The organism is Streptococcus sp. 'caviae' (assembly GCF_001937065.1).
Classification (GTDB): Bacteria; Bacillota; Bacilli; order Lactobacillales; family Streptococcaceae; genus Streptococcus.
The window spans coordinates 103,995-129,696 of record NZ_MOWR01000005.1 but is presented as its reverse complement, the minus strand read 5'-3'; the positions used below and the strand labels follow the sequence as shown (position 1 = coordinate 129,696).

Sequence of the window (25,702 nt, the reverse complement as noted above, 5' to 3'; positions counted from 1 at the left end):
CCCCTTTTTAGAATCGCTTGCGGCCATGGCAATTCTTAAACTTCTTGCCCGAACCGCACGGACACTTATCATTGCGGCCGACACCTTTAAAAACAGGGTCTTGCTGAGCCGCTGTTCCAGACTGGGCTGAAATATTTTGTTGGGCAGTTGTTCTGCTTTCAGCCTCTTTTTCACGTTCCTGTTCATGAATTTGTGCTTTCATCATCGTACGGGTCACATCAAATTCAATAGCACCAATCATATCCTGGAACATTCTAAAGCCTTCTGACTGGTATTCAACGATAGGATTGTTCTGTGCATAGCCGCGCAAACCGACCGAACTTCTGAGCTGATCCAAGGCATCGATATGGTCGGTCCACTTATTGTCAACGACCATTAGGATAAGCACCTTTTGGAATTCCCGGACCGCTTCTTCATCGCGAAGTTTGGCAATCTGACGGTCATAATTTTTTAAGGCAGCATCATAGAGCAAATCCTTAATATCATCATACTTCAGATCTTCGATATCGTGTAGGCTGATCGAATCTTCGGGCAGCAGATTGGTTTTAGCGAAATTAAGAATAGCCTCGAGACTTTCCTTGCGGTCCAAGCGGCTGTGAGACTCCACTGTGCGCTCAATTGTCCGCTTAATCATGGCCTTGATTTCTGGGCCAAGGTCTCTCTCAGCAGTGATGACATCGTAACGTTCAGCATAGATAATCTCACGCTGTTCACGCATAACGTCATCGTACTGGAGGACTTGTTTCCGTGTGTCATAATTGTTACCTTCAACCCGCTTTTGAGCAGATTCAACCTGATTGGTCAGCATACGCGATTTAATAACCACATCGCTGTCTTCTTCAATGAAGCGGTCGAGAAGAGCCTTGATGCGTTCCGAACCAAAGCGGCGCATCAATTCATCTTCAAGCGACAGATAAAACTGGGATTCACCGGGATCTCCCTGACGTCCCGAACGTCCGCGCAGCTGATTATCAATCCGGCGGCTTTCGTGACGTTCTGTACCGATAACACAAAGACCTCCGAGTTCACGTACACCTTCACCAAGCTTAATATCTGTTCCGCGCCCGGCCATATTGGTCGCAATAGTAACAGCACCGCGCTGACCGGCATTCATAATAATCTGAGCTTCTTTAAAGTGATTTTTGGCATTGAGAACCTCATGAGGAATGCCTGCCTGAGTCAGCATTTTTGAAATAAGGTCTGAGGTTTCAACCGCAACAGTACCGACCAAAACCGGCTGACCTTTCTCATGGCGGGCCTTCACATCAGCAATAACGGCCTTAAACTTAGACTCAAGCGTCGGGTAGAGCAAATCCTGATGATCAATACGAGCTACCGGACGGTTAGTCGGAATCGGAATGACACGCATGTTATAGATTTCGCGGAATTCCTCTTCTTCCGTCTTAGCAGTACCGGTCATACCGGCCAGCTTCTTGTACATCCGAAACATGTTTTGGTAGGTGATAGAGGCACTGGTCTTTGATTCATCCTGAATTGACACGCCTTCTTTGGCTTCAATCGCCTGATGAAGTCCGTCAGAAAAACGGCGTCCTTCCATTGTCCGCCCGGTAAATTGGTCAACAATCAGAATTTCCTGATCCTCACTGACCACATAGTCAATATCAAGCAGCATGATGTAGTTGGCACGCAGAGCATTATCAATATAGTGAGTCAGAGCGACATTTTCAATATCGTAGAGATTGTCCAGATGGAAATAGGCCTCTGCCTTATCAATCCCAGAGTCCTTAAGACCGATGGTTTTCGTCGGCGTATCGATAGCATAATCATCTTCTGTCAGCGTCTTTACAAAACTGTCTGCACGGTAATAGAGCTGGTTGGTTTCTGTGCTGACAGGCCCTGAAACAATAAGCGGCGTTCTGGCTTCGTCAATCAAAACGGAGTCAACCTCATCCACAAGTGCAAAATTAAGCGGCCGCTGTACCATATTTTCCTTGCGAACCACCATATTATCACGCAGGTAATCAAAACCGATCTCAGCGTTGGTCGAATAAGTAATATCACAATTGTAGGCGTCACGCTTTTCTGATGATGATTTGGCTGCCAGATTGATTCCGACAGACAGTCCCAGCCATGAATAAAGCTCACCCATTTCAGTAGCATCACGCGTTGCCAAGTATTCATTGACTGTGACAACATGCACGCCTTCACCGGCAAGTGCGTTGAGGTAAACAGGCATGGTTGCTGTCAGGGTTTTCCCTTCACCGGTCTTCATTTCAGGAATATCGCCGTGGTGAAGAACCACCCCGCCCATAATTTGAACGTGATAAGGATAAAGACCTAAAACACGCTTTGAAGCTTCACGAACAACAGCAAAAGCCTCAGGAAGAAGGTCATCCAAGGATTCGCCATTTTGATAGCGCTGCTTAAATTCTTCCGTTTTAGCTTGGAGTTCCTCATCTGCCAGGGTCTCCATTTCATCAGCATAACTTTCAACTTTTTTTGCTATTTTTGCTAATTTTCTTACTTCGCCTTTATCATTCTCAATGATAGTGCGTAGAATATTTGCCATCTTGCTTCCTTTCGATAGTATTATCGCTCTATTTTATCATAAATACCGCTCTTATTCAAGAATTCCTATGAGCCGTTTAAGCCAAACAAAAGAGTGAAAATTGGAGTTACTTTCACCACCAAAGCCGGCTTTCACGCTCCTATTTGCAGCCTAAAATGCAGCTGTAAAATGCAGGCTTCCAGCAATCAAGCTCTACAGCCAGCCTTGACCGACCGACGAAAATTTTGCCTTAGCTGCTGTGCCAAGAAAGTCTGTTCCTCAATCAGGCGGCTAAACCGTTCAATCCAATTCGATCTTTTACTGTCGGCAGCAGTTCATTTAAAAATCTGCTCCTTGGCAAGGAGCAGATTTCTCATGTCAGCGCTCATTAGGGTGGCTGGCAATTATTGTCAGATTTCCTGTAAATTCCCAGGCTTTGACATCACTTGGAAGGATAAAGTGGTCTCCCTTTTTAAGAGGGTAGTTTTTTTCGTCGACAGTGATGCTGCCCTCTCCGGCCAGTACACTGAGCAAGAGATAGGGAGCAGTCTGCCGCATCCTGACAGAACCGTCTATTTCCCACTTATAAACAGCAAAGAAAGAACTGGAAACCAAAAGAGTGGTCTTTATTCCTTCTAAAGCCAGACTGACAGGGGTTGAATTAGCAGGGGCTCCAATATTCAAAACATCAATGGATGCCTCAATATGCAGTTCCCGCTTTTGTCCTTGGCTATCCCTGCGGTCAAAATCATAAACGCGGTAAGTCGTGTCACTGGACTGCTGGGTCTCCAAAATCATAATTCCCTTGCCAATCGCATGCATGGTACCGCTGGGAACATAAAAGAAATCTCCGGCTTTAACCGGAATGCGCGTCAGAAGCTGATCCCAGTCTTCTGACGCGATCAAATCCCGCAGCTCAGCTTTTGACTGAGCATTATGACCGTAAATGATTTCAGCCCCTTCATCAGCAGAAATAACATACCAGCACTCGGTCTTTCCCAATTCTCCTTCATGCTCCAAAGCATATTGATCATCCGGGTGAACCTGAACACTCAGCCAATCGTTAGCATCTAAAATCTTCGTCAGGAGCGGAAAAACAGGACTCTTGCTCTGCCCAAACAATTCTCTGTGTTCGGCGTAGAGTTTATCAAGCGCAGTTCCTTGATAAAGACCGTTTGTGACAAGAGAAACTCCGTTAGGATGAGCTGAGATTGCCCAATATTCACCGGTTGTTTCGCTGGGAATGTCATAAGCAAATTCTGTTTTCAAACGATTGCCGCCCCAGATTTTTTCATGCATTTGTGATTGTAAAAATAAAGGTTCTGCCATTACATGTTCTCCTGTCATTTTTTCTCATTATATCACATTTTAGCAAAAGAAAAAGACGCAGGGCGAACTTGCTTGGTCTAAAGACCCAAGTTCGCCCTGCGTCACAAAAGTAACTAAGCAGGCAGAGCTGTCTATCAGCCGCCTCTTTTTTTGAAAGATATCAGCGTTCTGAAATTTTTTTCGCCAGAGCAAAATTCCCCAGTGTAGCAGAGCCATTTTCAGCAACTGCCGGCGTAACAATGTAGTCTTTGACATCCGGTACAGGAAGGTAGTCATTAAGCAATGAGGTGAATTTTTCACGAACCCGGCGCAGCATATGCTCCTGGGCCATGACCCCGCCGCCAAAAACGATAACCTGCGGACGGTAAAGAACCGTCGCCTGAATAGCTGCCTGAGCAATATAATAAGCTTGAATATCCCAAACATCAGAATTTTGCTCAATCAGCTCCCCGCGAATACCAGTTCTGGCTTCAAGGCTGGGACCTGCTGCCAAGCCTTCCAGACAGCCCTTATGGAAAGGACAGGTTCCGTAAAAATCGTTGGCTGCATCGCTTGGATGGAGGGCCAGATAAGTATGCCCTGCTTCCGTGTGGCCAACACCGCCAATGAACTCACCGTTTTGAATAGCTCCCGCTCCGATACCGGTACCGATTGTATAGTAGACTAAGCTTTTCGCTTTAGGACGGGCAATGGTTTCACCGTAGGCTGAAGAATTTACATCCGTTGTAAAGTAAAAAGGAATCTTAAAATCTTTGGACATCAAACCTACCAAGTCAACATTAGCCCAATTAGGTTTAGGGGTTGACGTAATATAACCGTAGGTTTCTGAATTAGGATCAATATCAATAGGTCCAAAAGAACCGATTGCTACACTGGCCAAATCAGCTTCGAATCGTTTGAAAAAGTCAACAGTCTTTTCAATTGTTTCATAGGGAGTTGTTGTTGGAAACTGAACCTTTTCAACAATCTGAAACTGTTCATCGCCAACTGCACAGACAAATTTTGTTCCGCCAGCTTCCACGCTGCCATATAATTTAGACATAGTAAACCTCGAATCTTTTTTGCTTCAATACCAGTAGCTGCCCCTGCTTGCAAAAGCACAATTCCAGGAAGAACTACTTTTTTTCATTATACCATAATTAAAGGAACTGCTGAGAAAGAATTCTGCTTTTAATCCGGCAGAATAAAAATAAAAGGCTGAGGCTAGTATATGTCTACTAACCCCAGCAAAAGCTGTTATTTTTTAACTTCCAGCAAGTCGTCGCCAACTTCTACTGTTCCTGAAGAAACAGGTGAAACTGATGCATAATCTGCTGTGTTAGTAATGATAAACATTGTTGTATCATCAAGACCGGCCTGTGCGATCTTCGCACTGTCAAATGTTCCCAGAACATCGCCTTTTTTAACTTTTTGATCAGCTTTTACCTTTTGGTCAAAGCCATCACCATTCATAGATACTGTATCAATACCGATATGAATCAGAATTTCTGCACCCTTATCAGATTTAATACCGTAGGCATGACCTGTGTCAAATGCGATTTGAATGGTACCGTCAACCGGTGCATAGACCGTGTTGCCGCTAGGTTTAACAGCGACACCTTTACCCATAGCTTCGCTGGAGAAAACGGGATCATTTACAGACTTAAGGTCTACGACTTGGCCTGCAAGAGGAGCTGCCAGAATTTCGTCTGTGACTTCTGCAGTTGCTGGAGCTGCTTCAGCGACTTGACCAGTTTTTTCTTCTTCAGCAAGCGCAGCTGTATCAGCGGCTTCCTCAGCAGTTTCCTCATCATTATAACCAAACATGTAAGTCAAAGTGAAGCCGAGGGCTGTTGTCGCAAGTACCATGATAATGTATTTAAAGACTTGACCGTTTAAATAAAGGAGCGTTCCTGGAATAATGGTAATACCAAAACCAGTACCGGCAAGATTAAGGATAGAAGCTAACCAACCGCCGGCAGCACCAGCAACAAGCCCCATTACAAATGGTTTACCAAAGCGCAAGTTCACACCGAAAATAGCTGGTTCTGTGATTCCCAGTCCTGCAGAAAGGGCAGCCGGAAAGGCGAGCGCTTTAAGTTTAGCTGATTTAGTTTTAACACCAACCGCCAGTGTTGCACCGGCTTGAGCAGTCATGGCTGCAGTAATAATAGCGTTAAACGGATCTTTTCCATCAGCAGCAATTAATTGAGATTCAAGAAGGTTGAAGATGTGGTGAACACCGGTAACGACGATAACTTGGTGAAGACCGCCAAGAATCAGCCCTGACAGACCGAGAGGCAATTCTAAAAGGAATTTTGTTGCGGCTAAAACGTAATCTTCCACAGTGTGGAATACCGGACCGATAACAAAGAGGGCAAGAATAGACATTACGGTAAATGTCAGGAAAGGCACTAAGAGCAGATCCAAGACATCCGGGACTCTCTTATGCAGCCATTTTTCAAATTTAGCACCCAGCAGACCAACAAAGAAAGCCGGAAGAACTGAATTTTGATAACCAACAACCGGAACAAAACCGAAGAAATAAATCGGTTTAGCAGCGCCGGAAGCTACATCCCAAGCATTTGGAAGAGCGGAGTTAACCATCATAAGCCCTAGAACCAAACCAATAACCGGATTTCCTCCGAAAACGCGGAAGGCTGACCAAGAAATCAAGGCTGGGAAGAAGGCAAAGGCCGTATCCGTTAAGACAACCGTGTAGGTGTAAAAGTTGGAAGCAGAGAAGGCTTTCGAAGTCGTTCCAAACAGTCCGAGAATAGTGTCATTATTGATGGCACCGCGAATCCCCATGAAAAGACCGGTTGCTACGATTGCCGGAAGCAGCGGTACAAAGACATCACCAAAGGTACGGACAGCACGCTGAAAAGCATTCCCTTGTTTTGCAGCTTCTTCTTTTTGATCGCCTGTTGATGAGGCAGGAAGGCCCAAAGCAACGACTTCTTCATAAATTTTATTAACTGTTCCGGTACCAAAAATGATTTGATACTGACCGGCGTTAAAGAAGGCTCCTTTAACCTTGTCAATGCTTTCCGCCTTACTTTTATCGATTTTTCCTTCATCAACAACCATAACGCGGAGACGTGTTGCACAGTGGGCGACACTTTTTACGTTATCACGGCCGCCAACGGCTGCAATAACCTCTTTTGCAATTTGTGTGTTATCCATTTGCAAAAAACTCCTTTAATTTTTTTGATTTTTGAAAGCGTTTTTTTACTTTCCACGCTTTATATTTTATCATTTTTTCATAATATGTCAATCGTTTTACATAAAAAAGTCACTTTTTGCAGTAAAATATTGATTTTTAAGAAGAAAACGTCTAGTATATAATATAGAATTATACGATGGAGGCACTATGTCATTAACAACTGAACAAAAGTACAAACCTTATGATAAATGGACAGAGGAAGAGGTTCAGAAAATTAAAGAAAACGCTGCCAGCTCTCCCTGGCATACAGTATTTCATGTTGAACCGGCCTACGGTCTTCTCAATGATCCCAATGGCTTCTCCTACTTCAAAGGAAAATGGCAGCTCTTTTACCAGTATTTCCCATTTGGTGCTGCTCACGGTCTCAAGTCCTGGGTACAGACAGAGTCAACCGACTTAATCCATTTTAAAGAGACAGGAACGATTTTATATCCGGATACATCCTTGGACAGCCACGGGATGTACTCAGGTTCTGCCATGCAGTTTGGCGATAAGCTGTTCATCTTTTATACAGGCAATGTCCGCGATGAAAACTGGGTGCGGCATACCTATCAAAACGGCGGTTTACTCGACAGCAGCGGACATTTAGAAAAAGTCCCTCAAACACTGATTGCTAAGCCAGATGATGTGACTGAACATTTCCGCGATCCGCAGATTTTCTTCTACAAAGGCGACTACTACGCTATTATCGGCGCGCAAAGCCTTGATAAAAAAGGATTTATCAAACTTTATAAGGCTCTGAACAACAGTTATAAAGAATGGACTTTTGTCGGAGATTTGGACTTTGACAATGATGCCACCTCTTACATGATTGAATGCCCTAATCTGGTTTTTGTAGATGACCAGCCGGTTCTTCTTTACTGTCCTCAGGGGCTGGACAAAAAGGTCATTAGCTATGACAATATTTATCCAAACATGTATAAAATAGGTCAAACGTTTGACACAGAAAAAGCTGCCCTCATCAACCCTTCTGAGATTCATAATTTGGATTACGGCTTTGAAGTCTATGCAACCCAAGCCTTCAACGCACCTAACGGCCGAGCCTTATCTATCAGCTGGATTGGACTGCCGGACGTGGAATATCCAACCGACAAATATGATTACCAAGGAGCCATGAGCCTGGTCAAAGAACTGACGATTAAAGACGGAAAATTGTACCAATATCCTGTTGATGCCATTACTGACCTGCGTCAGGAAGAAAAGGCCTTCACCAATATGAGTTCAACCAACAATACTTATGAGCTGGAGCTGACCTTTGACAAGGACAGCCGCAGTGAAATTATTTTATTTGCTGACCAAAACGGCAAGGGCTTATCGGTGACTGTCGATACCAAAAAAGGCGAAATTCTGCTGGATCGCTCTCAGGCAGGGGAACAGTATGCTCTTGAATACGGCACAACCCGTTCCTGTGCGATTGATAATGAAGTTACAACTGCAAATATTTTCATCGACAAATCAATTTTTGAAATTTTCATCAATAAGGGAGAAAAAGTATTTACAGGCCGTGTCTTCCCGCATGCAGACCAGAACGGTATTGCTGTCAAAGAAGGACAGCCAACCGGTAAGTACTTTGAATTAAACTATTAGCTTATGGTTACAAAATTAACAGATGTTGCAGAATTAGCGGGTGTCAGTCCTACTACTGTTTCCCGCGTGATTAATAACAAAGGCTATCTTTCAAAGAAAACCATTCAAAAAGTCAATGAGGCCATGCGTGAACTCGGCTATAAACCCAATAATCTCGCCAGAAGTCTGCAGGGAAAATCGTCTAAGCTGGTTGGCCTGATTTTCCCCAATATCAGCCATATCTTTTATGCTGAATTAATTGAACATTTGGAGCGCGAGCTGTTTGACAAAGGCTACAAGACCATTATCTGCAACAGCGAGCACGATTCTGACAAGGAACGCGAATACTTGGAAATGCTGGAAGCCAATCAGGTGGATGGCATTATCTCCGGCAGCCATAATTTAGGAATTCCTGATTACGACCGTGTCACTGCTCCTATTATTTCCTTCGACCGCAATCTTTCTCCCAATATTCCTGTTGTTTCATCTGACAATTTTCAAGGCGGTGCTCTGGCTGCCCATACTTTAGAGCAGGCTGGCTGCAAGCGAATTGTCATGATTACCGGCAATGACGACAGCTGCTCACCGACAGCCCTGCGCCGCACAGGCTTTAGCTCTGTCCTGCCTGACTCTTATTTCATTAACGTTTCCAGCGACTATTCTCCTGTTCGCAAGGAAATGGAAATCAAAAATATTCTTGATCGTTTTCAGCCGGACGGTATTTTCACGTCTGATGACCTGACAGCTATGCTGGTGATGAAAGTCGCCAATGAATTAGAGATTAAGATTCCTGGAGACTTAAAGTTAATCGGCTATGACGGAACTGCCTTCATTGAAAACTATCTGCCGCAGCTGACCACCATTAAGCAACCCATTCACGATATCGCTCAGCTGACCGTTGAGCTGCTGCTTAAAAAAATTGCAGGACAGACCATAACCGAAAAAGAGCACAAACTTCCTATAACCCTGCTGTCCGGCAGGAGCATTTAAAAACTCACAAAGCCTTAGCTTTGTGAGTTTTTTTAAACAACAAAATCGTCTGTCACCGCTGGTTTTAAGAGCCAGGCCTGCAAGTCAAGGTGGGAACTCGCACTGTAGTAAGCTTCCTGTTTGGTAGGATACAGATGGGAGGTAAAGGTGGCCTGCCCGTCATTAATAAATATTTCAACAGAGCTCTTGTCAATATAGACAGCAAGCTTGGTCAGCTCATCTTCCAAGGGAACCGTCAAACACTCCCCAAGCTCTGCATTGAAATGCTGATCCATCTGACTGCGGTCAACTGTACAGAGTTTTGCTTGGCCATCGTAAGAAATGCAAAAACCGCCGCTGCCATCTTTCTTGCTGAACAGTTTCAATTCAAAGTCTTGCCCTTGCTGGTTTGATATCTCCAATTCACAGACCCTAGGCAGTTCTTCATCTAAAACCACAGCTTCCTTTCGAAGCGAGGCAAGGGCCGGCACGGGCCGCTGAAGCAAGCGATTGTTAACAAGGCGCAGCTCACGCGGCAGGGTCAGACTGCCCTCCCAGTCTTCTGCTTCAGTTGGATAGTGATTATCCGGCAGTCCCATCCAAGCCGTTAAAACAGCTCTGTCAGGATCTCCGTCATTGGCAGCAAACTGGGCGGCATAAAAATCAAAGCCGTAATCCAGATGGCGATAATTTCCTTCTGCTGTGAACGTTAAGTTCTTATAATCCATTTTGCCAAGCAAATAAATGTTATGGTTAGTACTTTGGTTACGATTTGGCAGGGTTGTGTACTGGGGTGAGAAAACTAAGACGTCCTTGCCGGAAATGCGCTCGATGGACGGGCACTCCCACATACCGCCTAAGTCTTCAAAGCCCGGAACCTGCAGTTCACCGGCAAAAGTCCAGCCTTCCAGCAGGGAATCCGAACGGTAAATTAAAACCTTCCCTTTAAGGTCTTTAGACTGCGCTCCCAAAAGAATGTAATACTGTTGAGTGTCTTCATCATAAACAACCTTGGGATCACGCTGGTGTTCCGTATAATTTTCATGAGGGCCAAAAAGAGGCTGGGGAGCTTTAACCAGCTCACCGGAATCTTCTAACTTGGCAACACAGGTATAGGGTGTCCGTACCCAGTCTTCATCACGATGGTTGCCTGTATAAAAAAGGTAGAGATCATCTCCTGTCGAAAAACCTGAGCCAGAATGCACTCCTTTATTATCATAAAAAGAGTCCGGATAAATGCCCACACCGCGGTTTTCCCAATGGACCAAATCTTTTGATACTGAATGGTACCAGTATTTTAAGCCGTGCACAGCGCCCCACGGGCACCACTGGTAAAAAAGATGCCAGATGCCCTTATGATAAACAAAGCCATTGGGATCGCTCGATAAGCCTGTAATCGGCTGTACATGATAAGTTTGCCTGTAATCAGATTCTTTGATGCTCTCATAAAGTCCGCGAATGTCATCTGCACCCTGCAGCACACGGTAACGCTCTTCCCGCGTCCATTCTTTCATTTTCTTCTCCTTTGATTAAAAACAGATACTTTCATTATAGCGTATGCGCTTTCATTTTTCAATCATTCTTTTTTCACACAAAAACAGCAGCCCTGCCGACCGCTGTCATAGAAACTATTTTTACCTAAATGCTGATCTATTTGACAATAGCAAAAAAGCAGCCTGAGCCTTTTATTTTTTCTCAGCAATAAACTGACTTAGAACACCATTGATAAATTTACTGGATTTTTCGTCAGCATATTTCTTTGAAATTTCAATGATTTCATTGAGAGCGACACGTTCTGGGGTTTCTTCATAATATTTAATTTCATATAAACCCAGCCGCAGCAGATTTTTATCAACCAGCGTCAGACGAGACAGCGTCCAGCCTGATTTAAGCTGCTGGGAAATGCTTTTATCCAGGTCTTCTCTGTACTCAGATACGCCTTGAACCAGGGCCAGCAGGAACAAAGGCAGGTCAGCTTCTCCCTCATCAGCCTTGTCATAAGTATAAGCAAAATCTGCGGCCTTGAGACTGTCACCGCCAAATTCCAAAGAAAAGAGTGCCTGAAAGGCACGTTCACGAAGATCACGTCTGGAATCACTAAACACACTAGCCATCAAGAAAATCCTCATCAAATAGGGTTTTCATATCAGGTTTTGGTGTTTTTTCAGGAACGATACCAACAACATGGACGTTAACTGCTGAAAGACTGACTTCTGCCATATCGTAAACAGCTGCCTTGACAGCTTGCTGAATCTCGATAGAGACTGCCGGCACATTGACACCGTATTGCAGATAGACATAAATATCAGCGTTAACGGTCCCGTCTTCTTCTGTCTGAAGATAAACGCCTCGTCCATGAGCGACCTTGCTAAGACTGTCAGCTACTTTTTTATTATGAAGTGAGTGAACACCTTCAACCTTGGTTGTCGCAATGCCTGTAATTACTTCAAGTACACGCGGAGAAATGACAATTTCTCCAATCATTTCATTTGCCATCATGCTATCCTTTCTAATAAAGTTTACAAATCCGGCTTTATTTAAGCACGAGAAACGTAAGTACCTTCTGCTGTATTGATGATCAGCTTCTGACCGACTTCAATGAAGTCCGGCACATTAACAACGAGTCCTGTCTCAAGCGTTGCAGGTTTTCCTGAGCCTGTTACAGTTGCTCCCTTGATAGATGGCTGTGTATCCGTAACGGTCAGCTCGACAGTTGTTGGTATGGTAACACCGATAACTTCTGCCCCGTAAAACTGAATTTTAACTTCTGAATTTTCCAAAATGAATTTTAATTCTTCTGCCACATTGGCAATCGGAATTTCATACTGCTCATAATTTTCTGTATCCATGAAATAAGCTGTATCATCCATTTGATAAAGGTATTGAGCAGGACGTGTTTCAATGATAGCCTGTTCAAATTTTTCTTCCGGACGGTAGGTTGTATCAAAAGTTGAACCCGTACGGACATCGCGCAGTTTCATACGCATAACAGTATTGCCTTTACCTGGTTTATGATGGCTGGCTTCAAGTACCTTGATCAATTTACCGTCATTGGTCTCAAAAGTCATGCCAGCCTTAAGCTTACTTGCTTCAATCATTTTTTCTATACCTCTTTACAAAATATTATCATCTCATTCTACCATAATGTCACAGCATTCTCAAATGTTTTCTGAACCTGGCTGCTCTTGCTGCCCCAGATGAATTTCCGGTACATCATGCTGAAAATAGGGAACATTTTTAGCTTCTAACAGTTCAATGGCAAAAGGATGAGGATGGTAGGCCGTCTTATAGGTAATCTTGCTGACACCCGCCTGCAGGAGCGCTTTAGTGCAGTTGATACATGGAAAATGCGTGACGTAAATTTCGGTATTATTAGTCGAGATCCCCTCTTTAGCACACTGAATGAGCGCGTTCATCTCGGCATGAACCGTTCGGATACAGTGTCCGTCTTCCATTTGATGGCCAGCGTCATCACAGTTATCCGTATCAGACACACCGCCGTTGTAGCCCGTGGCAATGATCCGCTTATTTTTAACCAAAACAGCCCCGACATAGGCTCGGTTGCAGGTCGAACGCTTGGAAATCAGCTCCGCATTAGCCATGAAATAATCCTGCCAAGACAGCCTTTTTGTCACCGTCATATAAAACCCCTCCACGTAAATAAAATCCGCCAAATGTTAAAAAATTTTCTTTTATTGCAAGCACCGGCGATTGCTAGACTAGTTTGATTAATTCAAAACAATTAACTCTTTGGGTGCCGAAGTCAGAACCTCGCAGCCGTCCTCAGTAATGAGGAGATCATCTTCGATCCTGACACCAAACCTATCCTCTAAATAAATCCCCGGTTCATCTGTCAAAACCATTCCGGCTTTAATGGTGTCATCGGATTTGCCAAAATAAGGAAGCTCATGAATATCAAGTCCGATACCGTGGCCAATGCCATGCGTAAAATACGCTCCATAACCAGCTGCATCAATCACCTCACGCGCAATCTGGTCATAAGCACGATAAGTCACCCCGGCTTTAGCAGATGCAATCAACGCCTGATTGCTCCGCAGGACAATCTCATAGACTTCCCGCTCCTGATCGCTCGCTTGTCCAATATGGACCGTCCGCGTCATGTCAGAAACATAGTGATTATAGTAACAGCCAAAGTCAAGGGTCAGCATCTCGCCTCTTTGAATGACCTTGTCTGACGCTACTCCATGGGGCATAGCAGAGCGATAGCCTGATGCCGCAATCGTTTCAAAGGATACACCGCTTGCACCGTATTGTCTCATGCGAAAATCTAAAAAGTCAGCCACTTCTAGCTCAGTCGTTTGACCGGGCTTGATAAAATCAAGCACATCTAAAAAAGCTTGGTCAGAAATCTGGCAGGCACGGCGGATAGCCTTAATTTCATCCGCATCTTTAATCATACGGATGGCTTCAATAAAATCCGCCATTGGTCGCAAGTGATAGCCAGCAAAGACATTTTCCAAAGACTTAAAACAGCGATAAGATACTTGGTCATCAAAGCCGATGGCTGTCAATTTATCGCCGGCTATCATTTTGGCAATTTCAGTCAGAGAATCGCGTGTTTCGATAATGTCAAAGCAGCCCTTAACCACATTCTTAGCAATCAAGCTATAGCGAGCATCTGTCAAAAACAAGCGACGGCTCTTACTGATAAAAACGGTTGCCTGTGTTCCCCAAAAACCGGTCAAATAATAAATATTTTTAAGATTGGTTACCAGAACTGCATCACAGCCGGCATCAGCCAGCGCAGCTTCTACTTTTTGAACTCTGTGTTTCATGAAAAGATCTCCTGTATTCTTGCTTATAAGTTTATCATGAATTTAATAGATTTAAAAGAGCCGAGAAGAATCTGTCAACAACTGGCTCTTAGAAATGAAAAGTGGGATAATATTGATAGAAACAATGGAGGTAATCATATGATTTGCAACGAATGTTATGTCGCGGAAAACAGGGCAACACCTTTACTTCATCCGAAAGAGTGCTTAGAAAATCACACGCAATACATTTGTGGAAGCTGCGGGAGATGTATTTGTATTGAACAGACCGAAAAAGGGTTACAGAGATGGCAATTCCCGTTTAAATCCCTAGAAATCGCTAAGCTTTATTTGAGAACAGCAGATTTTACCATGAAGCAGTGCTGCGGTATTTATGAAATTCAAAACAGCAACGGAAGGTTTTCTTATAAAATCTTTACAGATAAAAATACCATGCTGGCTTATCTCAAAAAGAACAAGGATAAGAGCTGTATAAGCGGCAACCCGCTCTTTTCAACATCTGATTATAGAGAATTTCCTAATACAGAAATCAGAAAACTTACGGCTGAAGAAGTTAGAAAATATTTATCCCAACAGTAACAGACATGATGCAGGACAGTTCAGCTGTCTTTGATCAATTTATTCAATAAATGGGATTCTCACTCAGTAAAGCAAAGTGAAGGCAACAATCTATAATTTTGATTTTTAAAGAGTATAAGATAGCAGTAAAACAAAAAGAAACAGGGTGGGACTTTCATGATTATAATAATCATAAAGATCCTGCCCTTTGCTCTTATTTTAACTTATTTTTTAAATACTGACCTGTAAAGCTGTCCGGTACTTGAGCCACCTCTTCTGGTGTTCCGGTCGCAATAACTTGACCGCCGCCAACTCCGCCTTCAGGACCTAAGTCAATAATGTGATCTGCTGTTTTAATCACATCCAAATTATGCTCAATGACTAGCACCGTATTGCCATCATCCACAAAACGCTCTAAAACTTTAAGAAGTCTGGCAATGTCATCGGTATGAAGACCGGTAGTCGGCTCATCTAAAATATAAAAGCTCTTGCCGGTAGAGCGTTTATGGAGTTCGCTGGCCAGCTTCATCCGCTGCGCTTCACCGCCTGATAGAGTAGTAGCCGGCTGCCCGAGTGTCACATAGCCGAGACCAACATCCTTGATGGTTTGAATCTTGCGGGCAATCTTAGGAATCGGTGCAAAAAATTCTGCCGCATCATTGACCGTCATATCAAGAATTTCCGCGATATTTTTTTCCTTGTAATGAACTTCCAAAGTCTCACTGTTGTAACGGGTGCCATGGCAGACCTCACAAGGCACATAAACATCTGGCAGGAAGTGCATTTCAATCTTGATGATGCCGTCACCTGAGCAGGCTTCACAGCGGCCGCCTTTGACATTGAAAGAGAACCGCCCCTTCTTATAACCGCGGATTTTAGCTTCATTGGTTTGGGCAAATAAATCCCGGATATCGTCAAATACCCCTGTATAGGTTGCCGGATTCGACCTTGGCGTCCGGCCGATAGGACTTTGGTCAATATCAATCAAACGATCGATATGTTCAATCCCTGAAATCGACTTGTATCTACCCGGCTTTTCAGAATTGCGGTTAAGCTTTTGCGCAATGGCCTTCTTTAAAATACTGTTGACAAGGGTTGACTTGCCAGAACCCGATACCCCTGTTACAGCGATAAATTTCCCCAGAGGAAACTTGACATTAATCTTTTGCAGATTGTTCTCTGCTGCTCCTTTGACTTCAATGAAACGGCCGTTTCCTCTGCGGCGCTCAAGCGGCACAGGGATCTCTTTCTTGCCGGATAGGTATTGTCCGGTAATGGATTTTTTATTTTTAGCAACCTGCTTAGGAGTACCCGAAGCTACAATTTCTCCGCCCGCAGCACCGGCTCCCGGTCCTACGTCAACCAGCCAGTCTGCGGCCATCATGGTGTCTTCATCGTGTTCAACCACAATTAAAGTATTGCCCAGATCGCGCATCTTCTTAAGACTGGAAATCAGGCGGTCATTGTCTCTTTGGTGCAGACCGATTGAGGGTTCATCCAAGATGTAAAGCACGCCGCTCAGGTTGGAGCCAATCTGAGTCGCCAAACGAATACGCTGGCTCTCCCCGCCTGATAAGGTTCCTGCCGAACGCGATAGGGTCAGGTAATTGAGGCCAACATTGTTAAGGAAGGTCAAGCGATCCTTGATTTCCTTAACAATCGGTGTCGCAATCGTTTTTTCATTTTCTGACAGTTCCAAATGCGTCAGCAAATCCAGATGATCCGCAATAGATAAATCTGATACCTGCCCGATATTCATTCCTTTTTCACCGCCCACACGCACGCAGAGCGCCTGATCATTAAGACGGTAACCCTGACAAGTAGCACAGGGCAGCTCATTCATATAACCGCGCATCACATTGCGGGTGAAGTCACTGTTGGTTTCGTGATAGCGCCGGCTGATATTGCTGACAACGCCTTCAAAAGGAATATCGATATCTCTGACACCGCCAAACTCATTCTCATAATGGAAATGAAATTCTCGGCCATCAGAGCCATACAAAATCAGATTTTTAGCCTCGTCCGGCAAATCCTCCCAAGGTTTATCCATGTCCACAGCAAAAGCATCCATGGCCTGTTCCAACATTTGGGGATAGTAATTTGAAGAAATCGGATTCCAAGGAGCAAGGGCTCCTTCTCTCAGCGTTTTCGTCTCATCGGGAATGACCAAATCTAAGTCCACTTCCAATTTGATACCCAGACCGTCACAGGTCGGACAGGAACCAAAGGGAGCGTTGAACGAAAAGAGGCGCGGTTCCAGCTCAGGCACTGTAAAGCCGCAGACAGGACAGGAATAATGCTCTGAAAAAATCAATTCATTGCCATCCATGGTATCGATCATAACATAGCCGTCACCTAGCCGCAGGGCAGCTTCAATAGAATCAAACAGCCGGCCGCGAATACCCTCTTTTTGCACCAAACGGTCAACAACGACTTCAATATTGTGCATCTTGCTTTTGGACAGTTCCGGAACTTCTGCTATATCGACAATTTCACCATCAACCCGCACGCGGACATAGCCGTCCTTTTGAATGCGCTCAAAAACAGACTTATGCTGACCCTTTTTCCGGCGGACAACAGGCGCCAAAATCTGCATGCGCGTCCGCTCAGGCAAGCTCAGCACCTGATCCACAATCTGCTCTACAGACGAAGCTGTGATTGCACCATGGCCGTTTTTACAGTAAGGGACACCGACACGCGCATACAAAAGCCGCAGGTAATCATTTATTTCTGTGACCGTCCCAACCGTTGAACGCGGATTTTTGCTGGTCGTTTTTTGGTCTATGGAAATGGCGGGGCTGAGACCGTCAATTGAATCCACATCGGGCTTGTCCATATTTCCTAAAAACTGTCTGGCATAGGCCGACAGACTCTCGACATAGCGGCGCTGACCTTCAGCATAAATCGTATCAAATGCAAGGCTTGATTTCCCAGAACCCGACAGTCCGGTCATAACAATCAGCTTATCACGCGGAATCTCCACATCAATATTTTTTAAATTATGAGCACGCGCTCCATGAATAATTAACTTATCCTGCATAATGAATTGAGCCTTCTCTCTAGTCTTATCCTCTTATTATAACAAATATTTAAGAATCAGTTGCCCCAAAATGTTTCAAATGTAGTATAATAAAACAGTATGCATTAAATAAATGAAGAGGAGGGCTTGTCATGAAGCAAATGTTTCTTTCAACAGCAACAGAATTCAAAGAAATTGAAACATTCGAGCCGGGTGCTTGGATTAATTTGGTCAACCCCTCCCAGGAAGAGTCCTTGCAGGTTGCCGAAAATTTCAATATTGACATTACAGACTTGCGGGCACCGCTCGATGTCGAAGAAACTTCACGGATTTCCATAGAAGATAACTATACCCTTATCATCGTTGACGTTCCTACACCGGAAGAGCGCAACAGCCGCAGTTACTATATCACCATTCCTTTGGGAATTATCGTGACCGAAACAGCTGTTATCACGACTTGTTTAGAACCGTTGACGCTCTTTGACAATTTCTTAAACCATCGGATTCGCAATTTCTATACCTTCATGAAGACGCGCTTTGTCTTTCAGCTCCTTTACCGAAACGCGGGGCTCTACCTGACCGCCCTTCGTTCCATCGATCGCCAAAGCGATAAAATTGAAGCTCAGCTGGAAAAAGCGACGCGTAATGAGCAGCTGATTGACATGATGGAGCTGGAAAAATCCATTGTCTACCTGCGAGCTTCCCTCAAGCTCAATGAACGGATTGTCAAAAAGCTCTCCAGCAGCACATCCAGTCTCAAAAAGTATGTTGAAGATGAGGACTTACTGGAAGACACCCTGATTGAGACCCAGCAGGCCATTGAAATGGCTGGCATTTATGAAAATGTCCTTAATGTCATGACAGAGACCTCAGCCTCAATCATTTCCAACAACCAAAATACCATTATGAAGACCTTAGCTCTGATGACCATGGCTCTGGATATTCCAACCGTTGTCTTTTCTGCCTACGGCATGAACTTCCAGAACAACTGGCTGCCCTTAAACGGCATGGACCACGCCTTCTGGTACATCGTGCTAATCGCAGCAGCCATGAGCTCAATCGTCGTCATCTACTTTATTAGGAAGAAATGGTTCTAAATGGGTAAGAATGTCGGACACTAAAAGTGTCTCGTCATTCTACGGCAGCCGCTATTGGGCGGTCTGCCTTACCCATTCACTGGAACAGGCAGGTCAAATAGTATCGATTTGACCGCCTGTCCGGCGTAACTCTTCCTTGAATGTCGGACACTAAAAGTGTCTCGTCATTCTACGGCAGCCGCTATTGGGCGGTCTGCCTTACCCATTCACTGGGTCAGGCAGGTCAAATAGTATCGATTTGACCGCCTGTCCGGCGTAACTCTTCCTTGAATGTCGGACATTAAAAATGTCTCGCCATTCTACGGCAGCCGCTATTGGGCGGTCTGCCTTGCCCATTTACTGGGGCAGGCAGATAGATAGATTGATTCCGCTTCCTACGCGGCCTAACTTAGGACACCCAAACATCAGGCTGCCTGTTCCCATTATGTTCTTATTTTGATTTTTACAAACAGGAGAATTCTGACCCATGGATTTACAAAATCTTACTAAAAAAAACCAAGAATTTATCAACATTGTCACCCATCAATTCATTCAGGCCGGCAAATCTGACGAAGACATCAAGGCCATCCTTGAAGAATACCTGCCGGATATCTTAGAAAAGCAAAAGCAGGGAATCCCCGCCCGATCTTTTCTCGGCGCTCCGAGTGCCTGGGCAGCTAATTTCATTGAAGATGACGCAGACAGAGCAAATAAACCTGCTCCCAAAAATACCAATCCTTGGCTGATGTGGCTGGATACTTCTCTCTTTTTCCTTGCCATTGTCGCTTTAGTCACAGGACTGTTAAATTTCTTCAGCAAACAGGCACCGACCTATGGCATTGTGTCCATTCTCTTTATCGGTTTTGGCGGCGGTGCAGTTATGTTTGCAAGCTATCACTTTGTCTATCGGCATTCCGGCAAACCTAAAGAAGAACGGCCAAGTCTGTTGAAATCAATGGGCATACTGATCCTCTTTATGTTCTTCTGGATGCTGCTTTACACAGCATCGAGCCTGCTGCCCGCAGCGATTAATCCCAAACTCTCAGGCCCTGTTCTGCTTATTTTCGGAGCCATTGTCTTTGGTATTCGCTACCTGCTTAAAAAGAAATATAATATTGAAAATGCGTTAGCTCCGCAGCAAAGTGCAAAATAATTTTTACCGGCACATACGACAGCTTAGACACAAAAAATGACCACTTGGAAAGAAAGCGGTCATTTTTATAATTTTTTATGCTATAGTTAATATATGGAGACGAGATATATTTTTGATGATAAGGTAGCCCCCGGTGTTATGGAAATTCACTTAAACTCTAAACACCAATCCATTGAGGTCTTTTCAGAAAAGGAAATTTTCTTTTTAAATATCGCCGATATTATTTTCATCGAAATCAACAATCGCAAGACCTATGTGCACACGGTAAACAAGGTCTACCAAAGCCGGCTGAATCTGCGTGATTTTCTGGACCTGCTGCCCGATTATTTCCAGCAAATCGGCAAGAGTCAAATCGCTAACAGTCTGGAGATTTCTGCCATCAATAAATCTTTTTCGTCCACTCCAAAAATCAGCTTTAGAAATTCAGCCAAAACAACCTGGGTTTCTCGAAAATATTACAAAGAATTAATCATGAAAAAAAGGAGCTTACTATGAAAAAAGGATACTTTTGGTATTTGCTGCTATTGCTGCTCGCCGTTTATTTGATCGCTATCGCCTTCGTTCCCTCCCTGCACCTGATTCTCGACGGCATGCTGCTTTTAGCTCTGCTCTTTGGCCTTTTTGGCCTGAGCAGCCGCAATTTGATTTTGTTCTTTATCGGATTGGGTTTCTTAAGCATTTACCTGAAAGACGTCTTCCATTTCACCTACTCTACTCCTCCGCTCTTTGCCGGCATTGTTCTCATCGGTATCGTCCTGCACAATCTGATCACCCCTAGCAGTTCCTATACTTATAAGAGCAAAAGCACTTCCCATCATCATTGTGAAAATGAAAAAAGCGCCAATTATATTGACAATGAAACCGACCTTTATCTTAGAACATTTTTTTCAGAAAACACTGCTTATGTTACCTCCAAACAGCTGACCAATGTTTACATCAACACTAAATTCGGTGAGCAGTCCATTGATTTTACTCAGGCACAATTCATGACCGATTCCCCTGAGATTCGGCTGGATGTTGCCTTTGGTCAGACGGATATCCGTATCCCCAGCAACTGGCGTATCGTTAATAAAACAAGTACACCCTTTGCTTCCATTTCTTTTTCAGGCACCCCTGATACCAGCAGCGATAGCGACCTCATATCTGTTGCCCTGACAGGCACAGTCGCCTTAGGAGAAGTTGATATTCAATATTAAAAAGAGCGGTAGAAACCGCTCTTTCTTAGTCTTCATTTACGAAAGGCATCAGTGCCATAACACGAGCACGTTTGATTGCTGTTGTTACTTTGCGTTGGTTCTTAGCTGAAGTACCTGTTACGCGGCGTGGAAGAATTTTTCCGCGCTCTGAAACAAAACGGCTAAGCAATTCAGTATCTTTATAATCAACATATTCAATCTTGTTAGCTGCGATATAGTCAACTTTTTTACGGCGTTTAAATCCGCCACGACGTTGTTGAGCCATGTGTATTCTCCTTTATATGATTAAGATATAAATTTGCACCTCAAAAAGCGATGAAAAATTAAGAGACTGCTTCAGCATCCTAATTTTGTGAACAGACCTTTATAAGCTTTCAGCAAATTTATTCAGTTTTCTTTTTTCTGTCCGAAATTGCTCTTAAAAAGGCAAATCGTCATCTGAAATGTCCATTGGATTTGAATTTCCAAATGGGCTTTCATCTCTGCCAAAGTTTGGTGTTTGCGATTGTGAAGCATCCTGCTGGGAAGAGAAATTACTTCCGCCAAAATTGCCGCCGGCATTATAACTGCCCGATTGAGCTTCACGTGTAGCACGGCTTTCCAAAATTTGGAAATTGTCAGCAACAACCTCTGTGACATAAACACGCTGACCCTGCTGATTTTCATAATTACGGGTTTGAATACGGCCTGTAATTCCAAGCAGAGTGCCTTTTTTAGCCCAGTTGGCTAAGTTTTCAGCCTGCTGGCGCCAAATCACGATGTTAATGAAGTCAGCCTCACGTTCACCATTTTGATTTTTAAAATTACGGTTAACCGCAAGCGTGAAAGTTGCAACAGCTTGATTACTTGGAGTGTAACGAAGCTCAGCATCACGAGTCATGCGACCAACAAGTACTACATTATTAATCATAAACTACCACAACTTTCTTCTTAAGCGTCAAGTTTAACGATCATGTGACGAAGAATATCACCGTTGATTTTTGACAGACGGTCAAACTCGTCAAGAGCTACGGCATCTTCAGCCTCAACATTGACAATATGGTAGAGTCCTTCACGGAAATCTTGGATTTCGTATGCAAGACGGCGTTTTTCCCAATCTTTTGATTCAACAACAGTTGCACCGTTGTCGGCCAAGATAGCGTCAAAGCGTTCTACCAAAGCATTTTTTGCTTCTTCTTCAATGTTTGGACGAATAATATAAAGAATTTCGTACTTTGCCATTGATTTTTCCTCCTTTTGGACTAATGACCCATGGTCTTTGCCATGAGTAAGTGAGGGATACTCACGAAATATTATTATACAAAAATTATAGAACAAATGCAAGGACTTTTCTAAAAGTAAGCATATCAAAAATCGGCAGAGGCTCAATCCATTTTGTATTCCCCATTACTGTGCCATACTATTATCGCAGCACAAGGTCAGGGGCTGAAACAGCTCTGTCCCAGCCCCTTTTTATTCTTTAAAGAAACTCGCTGATTTGTTCAGCCGGATAGCGCTGAGAATGAAATTCTTCCGACTGTTTGTCAGGATCAGGCTTACCAACAGCAATTGCCATGCAAGGCACATAACGCTCGGAATCTAATCCTAAAGCTTCAGCAGCTGCACTGGAATCGTAACCTTGAATAGCATTCGTTTCATAGCCATGAGCCCGTGCAATCAGCATAAACTGCATAGCTGCCAAAGCACTGTTAGTCTTGGCGTCAAATAAGAGTGTTTCCCGACTTGCATTTTCATATAAAGGCAGAAAAGTTTTTAAAACTTCGTCTCTTTTTTCAGGGCTTATCTGTCCGTCATCGCAGGCCTTATTCCACAAATCACGGTAAGATTTATAAGCTTCAGTATCACCAAAAATCATGACAATAGCCGATGCAGTTTCCAGCTGCGGTGTATTAAAGCGCATAAAGAAAGTGCGCAGTTTTTCCTTACCTTCTTCACTGTCAATAACAAGAAAGCGCCAGGGCTGCAGATTGCAGGCCGATGGTGCTGTACGGGTTTCGTCAATCATCTGAATCATTTCCTCACGGCTGATTTTGACAGCAGGATCAAAATGACGTATAGAATGACGATTTAAAAGAATGTCAGCGAAATTATTATTTACAAAGTCTGTCATCTTACTGATCTCCTTCATTAACAAAATTTTACGAATAATTTTACCAACGACTCTGAACTTAATAAAAGCAATTCATTTACCGTAAGAATGGGTACATACATAAACCCCGACGATTTACACGCTCATCGCCGGGGTTCCTTCTGCTTTTACAATTAAAGTGTCATTGGACTTCTCCTTTGCACTTTTTGATTTTCAAGGAGTTATTCACTATTTTCATAGTCTTTCTGATTTATCTCTAAAATGGTAGACCTCCTTTAATATTCTATTTAAGAATTACTAGGTCTTTGAGCTCTCCAACCTAACTATCTACCTAGATTGTCGACCTTAACTTTATTCTTATTTTATCAAAGCAGGGGCATTACTCGCGAGCTTTTTACTTATAGGGATTTTAAATAAGCACCACCCAAAACTTCTTTACTATACAATCGTTTCTGGTCACTTATTCTTCATATCCTGATTATAATCTTCAATTGCCCTCTTGCTTTTTTATCACATCTACAATAAAACATTATTTGTAAAGTTACTGCCTACCGTCTATTCTTTGTCACCGTTCTTATAGCGACCTACATCAAGCATCAACATAAGCGCCACCTCCTATTTAACAAAAAACTAAGGGTTTATAGAAATAGTTAATCTCCGTTTTTATACCGTGCGATATTCAATCTTACCATAAGAATTCCCCCTTATCGTTAATGATTTCTTATCTTATTTCTAAATTTATTGTATCGTAACCGCTTACATTTGTCAAGATAAAACTGTTAAAAATATGGCTTTTTTGGAAAATAAATCAGTATCTGCTACAATAGACTTATGCTAGATTTAAATGATTACGGTATAAAAATGTGGGATGCCGACAAGATTGCCTCCTTCCGAAAAACCTTATTAGCTTGGTACGATCAGGAAAAGCGTGATTTGCCCTGGCGCCGGACAAAAGACCCCTACTGCATCTGGATCTCTGAAATCATGCTCCAGCAAACTCAGGTAGCAACTGTTATTCCCTACTATGAACGCTTTTTGGACTGGTTCCCGAGCATTCAGGATTTGGCACAGGCACCCGAAGAACAATTGCTTAAGGCCTGGGAAGGTTTAGGCTATTACTCCCGTGTGCGCAATATGCAAACAGCTGCCCAGCAGGTTATGGAAAAACACGGTGGGCAGTTCCCCAATACTTATGAAGATATTGCTGCCTTAAAAGGAATCGGCCCTTACACAGCCGGAGCCATTGCCAGTATCGCTTTTGATTTGCCTGAACCGGCGGTTGACGGCAATGTCATGCGGGTTATGGCCAGACTTTTTGAAGTTGACTATGATATTGGCGACCCTAAAAATCGGAAAATTTTTCAGGCTATTACAAAAATCCTTATTGACCCCAAGCGGCCCGGTGATTTTAATCAAGCCTTAATGGACTTGGGAACAGATATTGAGGCAGCCAAAAATCCAAGACCGGAAGAAAGCCCCGTTCGCTCTTTCAGTGCTGCCTATCTCCACGGGACAATGGACAAATATCCGATTAAACTGCCTAAGAAAAAACCGCGGCCCGTACAAATACAAGCCTTTATTATTCGCAATCAAAAGGGTGATTTTCTGCTTGAAAAAAATAACAAGGGCCGTTTACTGGCAGGTTTTTGGACTTTTCCGCTTGTGGAAACGGACTTTATCAGCCAGCAGCTGGATCTCTTTGAAAATGATGAGACAGCTATTTTAGAAACCCAGTCACAAAAGCACTTTTTTTCAGAAGATTATCAGCTGACAGTTGATTGGTCAGATAAAGTTTTTCAGCCTGTCAAACATACCTTTAGCCATCAAAAATGGCAGATTGAGCTGACAGAAGGTTTTACAACTGCTGACAGTCTTTCTGCTGATCATGAGCTCAGCTGGGTTTCTGCCCAAGATTTTGAACAATTTCCCATGGCTGCACCTCAGAAAAAAATGATAGAAGCCTATTTGAAAACAGGCCTCTAAAATCCAGAAATCTTTAAAATTTTCTCTTTCCTTTTTATGGAATCATCTCAGCAGAACCCCCTAATATTCCTCATTTGAGAAGGCAGCGTCAGCTATTTTTTCTTCAGCAAAATCAATTTTGATTTTTAAGTTTTCTGAAAGAATTCTTTAAGCCTATCTTAAGGAATCGTTCGTATACTATAGTCATCCTAGCAATAGGATTCCTAAAAACTTTTCTTTTTCATAAATCTCCTAAAAAAGGCCCTGATTTCAGGGTC

At 43.5% G+C, this 25,702-nt stretch carries 23 protein-coding genes; 8 read left to right on the top strand and 15 right to left on the bottom strand.

Annotated features, from left to right (window positions below; all coding sequences use genetic code 11):
• Positions 1–7: 7 nt before the first annotated feature.
• From secA to BMI76_RS06550, 4 genes are all read right to left on the bottom strand, one after another.
• The gene (secA, locus tag BMI76_RS06565; RefSeq protein WP_075346792.1) at positions 8–2,530 is read right to left on the bottom strand and encodes a preprotein translocase subunit SecA; all 2,523 of its coding nucleotides are present in this window, start codon (positions 2,528–2,530) and stop codon (positions 8–10) included.
• A 357-nt stretch (positions 2,531–2,887) separates the two neighbouring features.
• Positions 2,888–3,838: a mannose-6-phosphate isomerase, class I gene (gene manA, locus BMI76_RS06560; RefSeq protein WP_075346791.1), complete on the bottom strand. Its 951-nt coding sequence runs from the start codon at positions 3,836–3,838 to the stop codon at positions 2,888–2,890.
• A gap of 160 nt (positions 3,839–3,998) precedes the next feature.
• Positions 3,999–4,880 carry a fructokinase ScrK gene (gene scrK / locus BMI76_RS06555; RefSeq protein WP_075346790.1) on the bottom strand — a complete coding sequence of 294 codons (882 nt, stop codon included), beginning with the start codon at positions 4,878–4,880 and terminating at the stop codon, positions 3,999–4,001.
• A 194-nt stretch (positions 4,881–5,074) separates the two neighbouring features.
• Positions 5,075–7,003 carry a sucrose-specific PTS transporter subunit IIBC gene (locus tag BMI76_RS06550; protein ID WP_075346789.1) on the bottom strand — a complete coding sequence of 643 codons (1,929 nt, stop codon included), beginning with the start codon at positions 7,001–7,003 and terminating at the stop codon, positions 5,075–5,077.
• Positions 7,004–7,190: 187 nt separating this feature from the next.
• Between BMI76_RS06550 and BMI76_RS06545 the strand changes: the two genes are divergently transcribed.
• Both BMI76_RS06545 and BMI76_RS06540 read left to right on the top strand, forming a co-directional pair.
• Complete coding sequence (locus BMI76_RS06545; RefSeq protein ID WP_075346788.1) at positions 7,191–8,630, top strand: sucrose-6-phosphate hydrolase; 1,440 nt, start codon at positions 7,191–7,193, stop codon at positions 8,628–8,630.
• Between the two features lie 3 nt (positions 8,631–8,633).
• On the top strand, positions 8,634–9,599 hold the full coding sequence (locus BMI76_RS06540; RefSeq protein WP_075346787.1) for a LacI family DNA-binding transcriptional regulator: 966 nt from the start codon (positions 8,634–8,636) through the stop codon (positions 9,597–9,599).
• A gap of 32 nt (positions 9,600–9,631) precedes the next feature.
• Here BMI76_RS06540 and BMI76_RS06535 read toward each other — a convergent pair whose 3' ends face one another.
• From BMI76_RS06535 to BMI76_RS06510, 6 genes are all read right to left on the bottom strand, one after another.
• Positions 9,632–11,092 carry a sucrose-6-phosphate hydrolase gene (locus tag BMI76_RS06535; RefSeq protein WP_075346786.1) on the bottom strand — a complete coding sequence of 487 codons (1,461 nt, stop codon included), beginning with the start codon at positions 11,090–11,092 and terminating at the stop codon, positions 9,632–9,634.
• A 171-nt stretch (positions 11,093–11,263) separates the two neighbouring features.
• Positions 11,264–11,692, bottom strand: coding sequence for a transcription antitermination factor NusB (nusB, locus tag BMI76_RS06530; protein ID WP_075346785.1), 429 nt, complete (start codon positions 11,690–11,692; stop codon positions 11,264–11,266).
• Positions 11,685–12,074, bottom strand: a complete 390-nt coding sequence (locus BMI76_RS06525) for an Asp23/Gls24 family envelope stress response protein (RefSeq protein WP_003090909.1) — start codon at positions 12,072–12,074, stop codon at positions 11,685–11,687. The genes nusB and BMI76_RS06525 overlap by 8 nt, the downstream gene beginning before the upstream one ends.
• Before the next feature lie 41 nt (positions 12,075–12,115).
• Positions 12,116–12,676: an elongation factor P gene (gene efp / locus BMI76_RS06520; RefSeq protein WP_075346784.1), complete on the bottom strand. Its 561-nt coding sequence runs from the start codon at positions 12,674–12,676 to the stop codon at positions 12,116–12,118.
• Between the two features lie 60 nt (positions 12,677–12,736).
• Positions 12,737–13,219, bottom strand: coding sequence for a deaminase (locus BMI76_RS06515; RefSeq protein WP_075346783.1), 483 nt, complete (start codon positions 13,217–13,219; stop codon positions 12,737–12,739).
• 87 nt (positions 13,220–13,306) lie between these two features.
• Positions 13,307–14,374: a Xaa-Pro peptidase family protein gene (locus BMI76_RS06510; RefSeq protein WP_075346782.1), complete on the bottom strand. Its 1,068-nt coding sequence runs from the start codon at positions 14,372–14,374 to the stop codon at positions 13,307–13,309.
• A gap of 141 nt (positions 14,375–14,515) precedes the next feature.
• Between BMI76_RS06510 and BMI76_RS06505 the strand changes: the two genes are divergently transcribed.
• Entirely contained in the window at positions 14,516–14,950 is a 435-nt protein-coding gene (locus tag BMI76_RS06505; protein ID WP_075346827.1) for a hypothetical protein, read from the top strand.
• A 193-nt stretch (positions 14,951–15,143) separates the two neighbouring features.
• On the opposite strand, the gene uvrA is transcribed toward BMI76_RS06505, so the two are convergent.
• Entirely contained in the window at positions 15,144–17,969 is a 2,826-nt protein-coding gene (gene uvrA, locus BMI76_RS06500) for an excinuclease ABC subunit UvrA (protein WP_075346781.1), read from the bottom strand.
• A gap of 131 nt (positions 17,970–18,100) precedes the next feature.
• Between uvrA and BMI76_RS06495 the strand changes: the two genes are divergently transcribed.
• The 4 genes from BMI76_RS06495 to BMI76_RS06480 all read left to right on the top strand — a co-directional run bounded on the left by BMI76_RS06495 (position 18,101) and on the right by BMI76_RS06480 (position 21,373).
• Positions 18,101–19,045 carry a magnesium transporter CorA family protein gene (locus BMI76_RS06495; protein WP_075346780.1) on the top strand — a complete coding sequence of 315 codons (945 nt, stop codon included), beginning with the start codon at positions 18,101–18,103 and terminating at the stop codon, positions 19,043–19,045.
• A gap of 466 nt (positions 19,046–19,511) precedes the next feature.
• A complete protein-coding gene (locus tag BMI76_RS06490) occupies positions 19,512–20,177 on the top strand; it encodes a DUF1129 domain-containing protein (RefSeq protein WP_075346779.1) in 666 nt (221 codons plus the stop codon).
• A gap of 138 nt (positions 20,178–20,315) precedes the next feature.
• Positions 20,316–20,672 (top strand): LytTR family DNA-binding domain-containing protein, encoded by a 357-nt coding sequence (locus BMI76_RS06485; RefSeq protein ID WP_075346826.1) that lies wholly within the window; start codon positions 20,316–20,318, stop codon positions 20,670–20,672.
• On the top strand, positions 20,669–21,373 hold the full coding sequence (locus BMI76_RS06480) for a LiaF domain-containing protein (protein ID WP_075346778.1): 705 nt from the start codon (positions 20,669–20,671) through the stop codon (positions 21,371–21,373). Before BMI76_RS06485 ends, BMI76_RS06480 begins: the two co-directional genes overlap by 4 nt.
• A 25-nt stretch (positions 21,374–21,398) precedes the next feature.
• Here the strand turns inward: BMI76_RS06480 and rpsR are convergent, their stop codons facing one another.
• The 4 genes from rpsR to BMI76_RS06460 form a co-directional block, all read right to left on the bottom strand.
• Complete coding sequence (gene rpsR, locus BMI76_RS06475) at positions 21,399–21,638, bottom strand: 30S ribosomal protein S18 (RefSeq protein ID WP_000068664.1); 240 nt, start codon at positions 21,636–21,638, stop codon at positions 21,399–21,401.
• Between the two features lie 153 nt (positions 21,639–21,791).
• Positions 21,792–22,283 carry a single-stranded DNA-binding protein gene (locus tag BMI76_RS06470; protein WP_075346777.1) on the bottom strand — a complete coding sequence of 164 codons (492 nt, stop codon included), beginning with the start codon at positions 22,281–22,283 and terminating at the stop codon, positions 21,792–21,794.
• A 20-nt stretch (positions 22,284–22,303) separates the two neighbouring features.
• Complete coding sequence (rpsF, locus tag BMI76_RS06465; RefSeq protein ID WP_075346776.1) at positions 22,304–22,594, bottom strand: 30S ribosomal protein S6; 291 nt, start codon at positions 22,592–22,594, stop codon at positions 22,304–22,306.
• Positions 22,595–22,832: 238 nt separating this feature from the next.
• On the bottom strand, positions 22,833–23,483 hold the full coding sequence (locus tag BMI76_RS06460; protein WP_075346775.1) for a nitroreductase family protein: 651 nt from the start codon (positions 23,481–23,483) through the stop codon (positions 22,833–22,835).
• Between the two features lie 810 nt (positions 23,484–24,293).
• Between BMI76_RS06460 and mutY the strand changes: the two genes are divergently transcribed.
• Complete coding sequence (gene mutY / locus BMI76_RS06455; protein WP_075346774.1) at positions 24,294–25,445, top strand: A/G-specific adenine glycosylase; 1,152 nt, start codon at positions 24,294–24,296, stop codon at positions 25,443–25,445.
• Positions 25,446–25,702 lie beyond the last annotated feature (257 nt).